The following is a 6,350-nucleotide window of genomic DNA, read 5'->3' as shown; positions in this document are numbered from 1 at the left end:
AACGCCTCCCATGACGTCTCCAGCAGCAACCGCTGCTGCGGATCCATCGCCAGCGCCTCACGCGGCGAGATCCCGAAGAAGTCCGCGTCGAACTCGGCCGCGTCGTAGAGAAAACCACCTTGCCGCGCGTAGCTGGTCCCCGCATGGTTAGGGTCCGGGTCGAACAGATTGTCCAGATCCCAGCCACGGTCCACCGGGAACTCCCCGATACCCTCGTCTCCCGCCAGGACCAGTTCCCACAAGTCCTCCGGCGAGGCCACGCCACCCGGCAACCGGCAGGCCATCCCCACGATCGCGATGGGCTCGGTGGGATCGCCCGCCGTCCACGCCGATCCGGTCCGTCCGGTGTCCTGTCCGAGAAGCCGGGCGTGCAGGAACGACGCGAGCGCGGCCGGTGTCGGGTGGTCGAAGGCGAGCGTGGTGGGCAGTTCGGCGCCGGTCAGGTCTCGCAGGCGGTTGCGGAGCCGGACCACGTTCAGCGAGTCGAAGCCGAGGTCCTGGAACGCCCGTTCACCGTCGATCGCCGAGGCGTCGTCGTGCCCCAGTACGGCTGCCGCGCTGCTCAGCACCAGGTCGAGAACCATCCGGTGTTGCTCGGCCTCGGTGCCGGACATCAGCCGCGCTGCGAAGGCCGTGGCGTTGGCGTCCTGGGGCGCCGTGGGCTCCGGCAGCGGCCGAGGACCCGGCTCACCCACCGCGGAGGCGTCCGATTCGGGAGCGTCCGGCCAGTACCGCCGGTGTTGGAAGGCGTACGTCGGCAAGTCGACCGTACGCCGCGGGGTACCCGTGACCAGGGCGTTCCAGTCGACCGGGACACCACGGACGTGCAGTCGGGCGAGCGCGGCCACGGCGGCGACCGGATCGGACTGTTCGCCGCCGTACAACGTGGGGACGAACATGGCCGGGGCGGCGCCGTCGCCCAGCGCTTCCTGCGCCATGGCGGTGAGGACACCGTCGGGGCCCAGTTCGAGGAAGGTCGTGGAGCCCTGGGCGTGGAGTGTGGTGACGCCGTCGAGGAAACGGACGGTCCTGCGTGCGTGCTCGACCCAGTACTCCGGGGAGCACAGCTGATCGGGGGTGGCCAACTCGCCCGTGACGTTGGAGACGATCGGCACCGCCGGAGGCGCGTACGACAGCCCGGCGGCGATTGCGCGGAACTCGTCGAGCATGCCGTCCATGTGCGCTGAGTGGAAGGCATGGCTGACCCGTAGCCGCTTGGTCCGGTATCCCTTGGCCACGCATATCCGCTGAACGGCAACCACGGCGTCCGGGTCGCCGGAGACGACGACGGAGGCGGGCCCATTGACCGCGGCGATGTCCACGGCCCCCGGTGCTTCGGCCAGCAGAGAGCGAGCCACCGCCTCGGAGACGTTGAGCGCCACCATCGCGCCACCGGGCAGGGCCTGCATCAGCCGCCCCCGTGCGGCCAGCAACACGGCCGCGTCCTCGAGGGACAGCACGCCCGCCACATGGGCCGCGGTCAGCTCACCCACGGAGTGACCGGCGAGGAAGTGGGGGCGCACGCCCCAGGACTCGTACAGCCTGAACAGCGCTGTCTCCAGCGCGAACAGCCCCGCCTGGGCGAACACGGTACGGTCGAGCAGCTCCACCTCGGGGGTCCCGGACTGGGCGAGCACGACATCCCGGACGGGGTGTTCGACATGCCCGGCGTCGACCAGATGGCGGTCCAGTTGCGCGCAGACCGCGTCGAAGGCATCGCGGAACACGGGATACCGCGCACGCAGTTCCCGGCCCATCCCCGGGTGCTGGCTGCCCTGCCCGGTGAACAACACCGCGAGCCTGCCGGGGCTCGCCACACCTCGCGCCACGGGACCATCGCTCGGCCCGGCGATGGCATCCAGCCCGCTCAGCAACTCCGCACGCCCCGGGCCCACGACCACGGCCCGGTGGTCGAATGTGGCCCGTGTGGCGATCAGGGTGTGTGCGATGTCGTCCGGGCCGAGCTCCGGGTGGCTGCGGGCGAATTCGGCGAGCCGGGCCGCCTGGCCGTACAGCGCGTCGGCGCTCCTCGCCGAGATCACCCACGGTACGGCGGCGATCGCGTCCGTGCCCTCCGCGGCAGGCTCGGCGGCGATGGCCGGTGCCTGCTCCACGATCACATGGGCGTTGGTGCCGCTGACGCCGAAGGCGGACACCCCGGCCCGGCGCGGACGCCCCACCTCCGGCCACGCACGCCCCTCGGTCAGCAACTCCACCAAGCCCGCCGACCAGTCCACCTCCGGGGTGGGGGCATCGACGTGCAACGTCCGCGGCAGAACACCGTGCCGCATCGCCATCACCATCTTGATCACACCGGCCACGCCCGCGGCGGCCTGGGCATGACCGATGTTGGACTTCACCGAGCCCAGCCACAGCGGCCGGTCGCGGTCCTGTCCGTACGTGGCGAGGATGGCCTGCGCCTCGATGGGATCGCCCAGTGCCGTACCCGTGCCATGTGCCTCGACCACGTCCACCTCGGCGGCCGACACACCCGCGCCGGCCAGCGCCTGACGGATGACCCGCTGCTGTGACGGGCCATTCGGCGCCGTCAGACCGTTGGACGCGCCATCCTGGTTCACCGCGCTGCCCCGCACCACCGCCAGCACCTGGTGACCGTTCCGCTCCGCGTCCGACAGCCGCTCCAGCAGCAGCACCCCGACGCCTTCGGCCCACCCCGTACCATCGGCCGAGGCGGCGAAGGGCTTGCACCGGCCGTCGACCGACAGTCCGCGCTGGCGGGAGAAGTCCACGAAGGCATCGGGACCGGCCATCACCGTCACCCCACCGGCCAGCGCCATCGAACACTCCCCCGCCCGCAGCGCCTGCGCCGCCAGATGCAGCGCCACCAACGACGAGGAGCACGCCGTGTCCACCGTGACCGCGGGTCCCTCCAGGCCCAGGGTGTAGGCCACGCGACCGGACAGGACGGCCGCGGAGACGCCGGTGATCCGGTGCCCCTCGACCTCGTCCGGAACGTGGCGCAGGCGGATCGCGTAGTCCTGGGTGTTCATTCCGGTGAACACTCCGATGCCGCTGCCGACCAACGTCGTCGGGTCGATCCCGGCCCGCTCGAACACCTCCCATGAGGTCTCCAGCAGCAACCGCTGCTGCGGGTCCATTGCCAGCGCCTCACGTGGCGAGATGCCGAAGAACTCGGCGTCGAAGCCGGCGGCGTCGGAGAGGAAGGCGCCGTGCCGGACGTAGGAGGTGCCGGGGTGGTCCGGGTCGCGGTCGTAGAGCGCGGACAGATCCCAGCCACGGTCGTCCGGGAAGTCGCCGACGGCGTCACCGCCCTCACTGATCAGCCGCCAGAAGTCCTCGGGGCTGTTCGCCCCGCCCGGAAAGCGGCAGCTCATCGCCACAATGGCGATGCCATCGTCCGAAGCCCCGCCCGTGGTTGCCGGGGCGGCGGGGGCACTCGGTGACCCCAGCAACTCGGCGTGCAGATGCCGGGTGAGGGTCCGTGGGCTCGGGTGGTCGTAAAGCAGGGTGGAGGGAAGCCGGAGGCCGGTGGCCGTGTTGAGTCGGTTGCGCAGTTCCACGGACGTCAGCGAGTCGAACCCCAGGTCACGGAAGGCCCGTTCGGCGGCGATGCTGTCCGTCGATGAGTGTCCGAGCACCTGGGCGGCATGGTGTGTGACCAGGTCCAGCAGCGTCTGCTCCCGTTCGGCGGGGTCCACCGACTCCAGCCGCCGTACGAGATCGGTCCGCGGCGCTGCCGTACCGCTCACGACCCGGCGGCCCGGTGGCACCAGCTTGTGCAGCAGAGGGACGACTGGGGTGGCGGCCGCGTTGGCGCGCAGGCCCGCCAGGTCCAGGCGGGCCGCCACCAGGGCGGGCGTGGCGCTGCGCAGACCGGCGTCGAACAGCGTCAGACCGGTCTGCTCCGACAGGGCGGTCATGCCGAAGCGCCGGGTGTGCTGCCGCAGGTCGGCCGCGGTGAGATGTGTGGTCATCTCACTGCTGAGCGCCCAGTGGCCCCAGGCGAGCGAGGTGGCCGGGAGCCCCTCCGCCCTGCGTTGCCGAGCGAGGGCGTCCAGGAAGGCGTTGGCCGCGGCGTAGTTGGCCTGTCCGGGGTTGCCGAAGACGCCGGCGGCCGAGGAGAACACCACGAAGGCGGCGAGGTCCATGTCGCGCGTCAGCTCATGCAGGATGAGGGCCGCGTCCGCCTTGGGGCGGAGAACGGTGTCCAGCCGTCCGGGGGTCATGGCGGTGACCACGCCGTCGTCCAGGACACCGGCGGTGTGGACGACCGCCGTGAGGGGCGCTTCGGCGGGCAGCGAGGCGAGCAGGTCCGCCACCGCGGCCCGGTCCGTGATGTCGCAGGCCACGGTGCGTACGGACGCGCCCAAGGCACCGAGTTCGGACTCCAGCTCCGCCACGCCTTCGGCTGCGCCGCCACGGCGGCTGACCAGCAGGAGGTTACGTACGCCGCGCTCGGCCGCGAGGTGCCGTGCGAACAGCCCGCCAAGCGCACCGGTGCCACCGGTGATGAGCACCGTGCCGGTCGGGTCCAGCGCTCGCGATGGCTCTTCCTCGCTCGGCGTGGCGCGCACCAGCCTCGGTACGGATGCCACCCCGGCGGTGATGGCGATCTGCGGTTCGCCGGTGGCCAGGGCGGCGGGCAGCAGCGCGCCGGAGGCGCCGTCCTCGTCCATCGCCACCAGGACCAGCCGGCCCGGGGCCTCGGACTGTGCCGAACGCACCAGTCCCCAGACCGCCGCGCAGCTCGGGTCGGTGACCTCGCGTGTGACGATGACCAGCCGCGAGTCGTTCTCCGGCGCGGCCAGCCACGCCTGGACCCACTCCAGCGCCTGCGAGGTGAGCGCCCGGAGGCCGTGTGTGATGTACGTCAGGTCCACGCGTACGAAGGGCGGTACGTCGCCGTGGTCGGCCAACGTTGTCAACTCGGCCGGGCTCGTCACCGTCACCATCGCCGGATCCGAGGCGGCCGGGGCGGATGCGGCCGACGCGACCGGGAACCATTCCACCTCGAACAGGGCGTCCTGCGGTTGCGTCCCCGCTGCCGACAGCCATACGTCGGCCGGGAGCGGCCGCGACGTCACCGAGCCCACGGACCCGACCGCCTTCCCGGTGGAGTCCGCCAGCTGCAGCGTCACGCCGCCCTGACCGTCGGGGCTGATGCGCGCGCGCAGTGCGGTCGCGCCGGTCGCGGACAGGGACACCGCGCGGTAGGCGACGGGCAGTGCCGTTGCCTCGGCGTGCGTGTCGGCGTGGCATACGGCTTCCAGCAGGGCGGGGTGCAGTGTGCAACGCGCGGCTTCGGCCTGCTGGTCGTCGGCCAGTTCCACCTCGGCGAACACATCGGTGCCACGGGTCCACGCCGAGCGCAGTACGCGGAACGCCGGGCCGAGGCCACGTCCGGCACGTGCCAGATCGTCGTACACCTGGTCCACATCGATGGGTGTGGCCCCGGGTGGCGGCCATGTCGCAAGGTCGACATCGGGCACGGTGGTGGCCTGGGCCAGCGTGCCCGTGGCGTGCCGGTTCCAGTTCGTACTGCCCGACCCGTTGCCCTGCCGGCGGGAGTGGACAGTGAGGCGCCGTCGGCCGGAGTCATCAGCCCCACCGACGACCACCTGGAGCTGCACACTCATGCCCGCCATCAGCACGAGTGGGGCCTCGATCAGCAACTCGTCGACGGCACCGCAGCCAACCTCGTCACCGGCGCGCACCGCCAGCTCCACAAAGGCCGATCCGGGGAGGACGGGCGTACCGGCCACCGTGTGGTCGGCCAGCCACGGGTGGGTGCTCAGCGACAGTCGGGAGGTGAACAACACCCCGTCCATGTCGGGCAGTTCCACCCAAGCGCCCAGCAGAGGATGCCGAGCACCGGCGAGGCCGACGGCGGTCACCTCACCGCTCCGGGGGCCGCCCTTCAGCCAGTAGTGCTGGTGTTGGAAAGCGTAGGTCGGGAGGTCACACGCGGTGTGCGCCGGGACATTGCCGAGCAGGGCGGACCAGTCGACGGGGACACCGCGTACGTAGGCCTCGGCCAGGGAGGTCAGCACCCGGCGCATGCCGCCGTCGTCCCGGCGAAGTGTGCCGGTCACCACGACCGGTCCGGCGTCCGTTTGCTCTGCCGCCGCCTCGATGCTCATCGTCAGCACCGGATGGGCACTCACCTCAACGAAGGCCCGGAAGTCCTCCTCCAGCAGGCGCTCGATGGACGGGGCGAAGCGGACGGTGCTCCGCAGGTTGCGGTACCAGTACCCGGCATCCAGCTCTGCCGTGTCCAGCCACTCCCCCTCCACCGTGGAGAAGAACGGGATACGTGAAGACACCGGCCGGACCTGCGACAACGACCGGGCCAGCTCCTCCTCGATCAC

General features: G+C 71.5%; 1 protein-coding gene. It reads right to left on the bottom strand.

What is annotated here, in order from left to right:
* Window positions 1-6,350, bottom strand: a 6,350-nt coding sequence (locus ACFXB5_RS51835) for an SDR family NAD(P)-dependent oxidoreductase (RefSeq protein WP_385222647.1), incomplete at both ends; no start/stop codon positions are given.

The organism is Streptomyces sp. NPDC059455 (genome assembly GCF_042750115.1).
Classification (GTDB): domain Bacteria; phylum Actinomycetota; class Actinomycetes; order Streptomycetales; family Streptomycetaceae; genus Streptomyces; species Streptomyces endocoffeicus.
The sequence above is the reverse complement of the archived record's forward strand: the minus strand, read 5'-3'. Positions and strand labels throughout refer to the sequence as shown.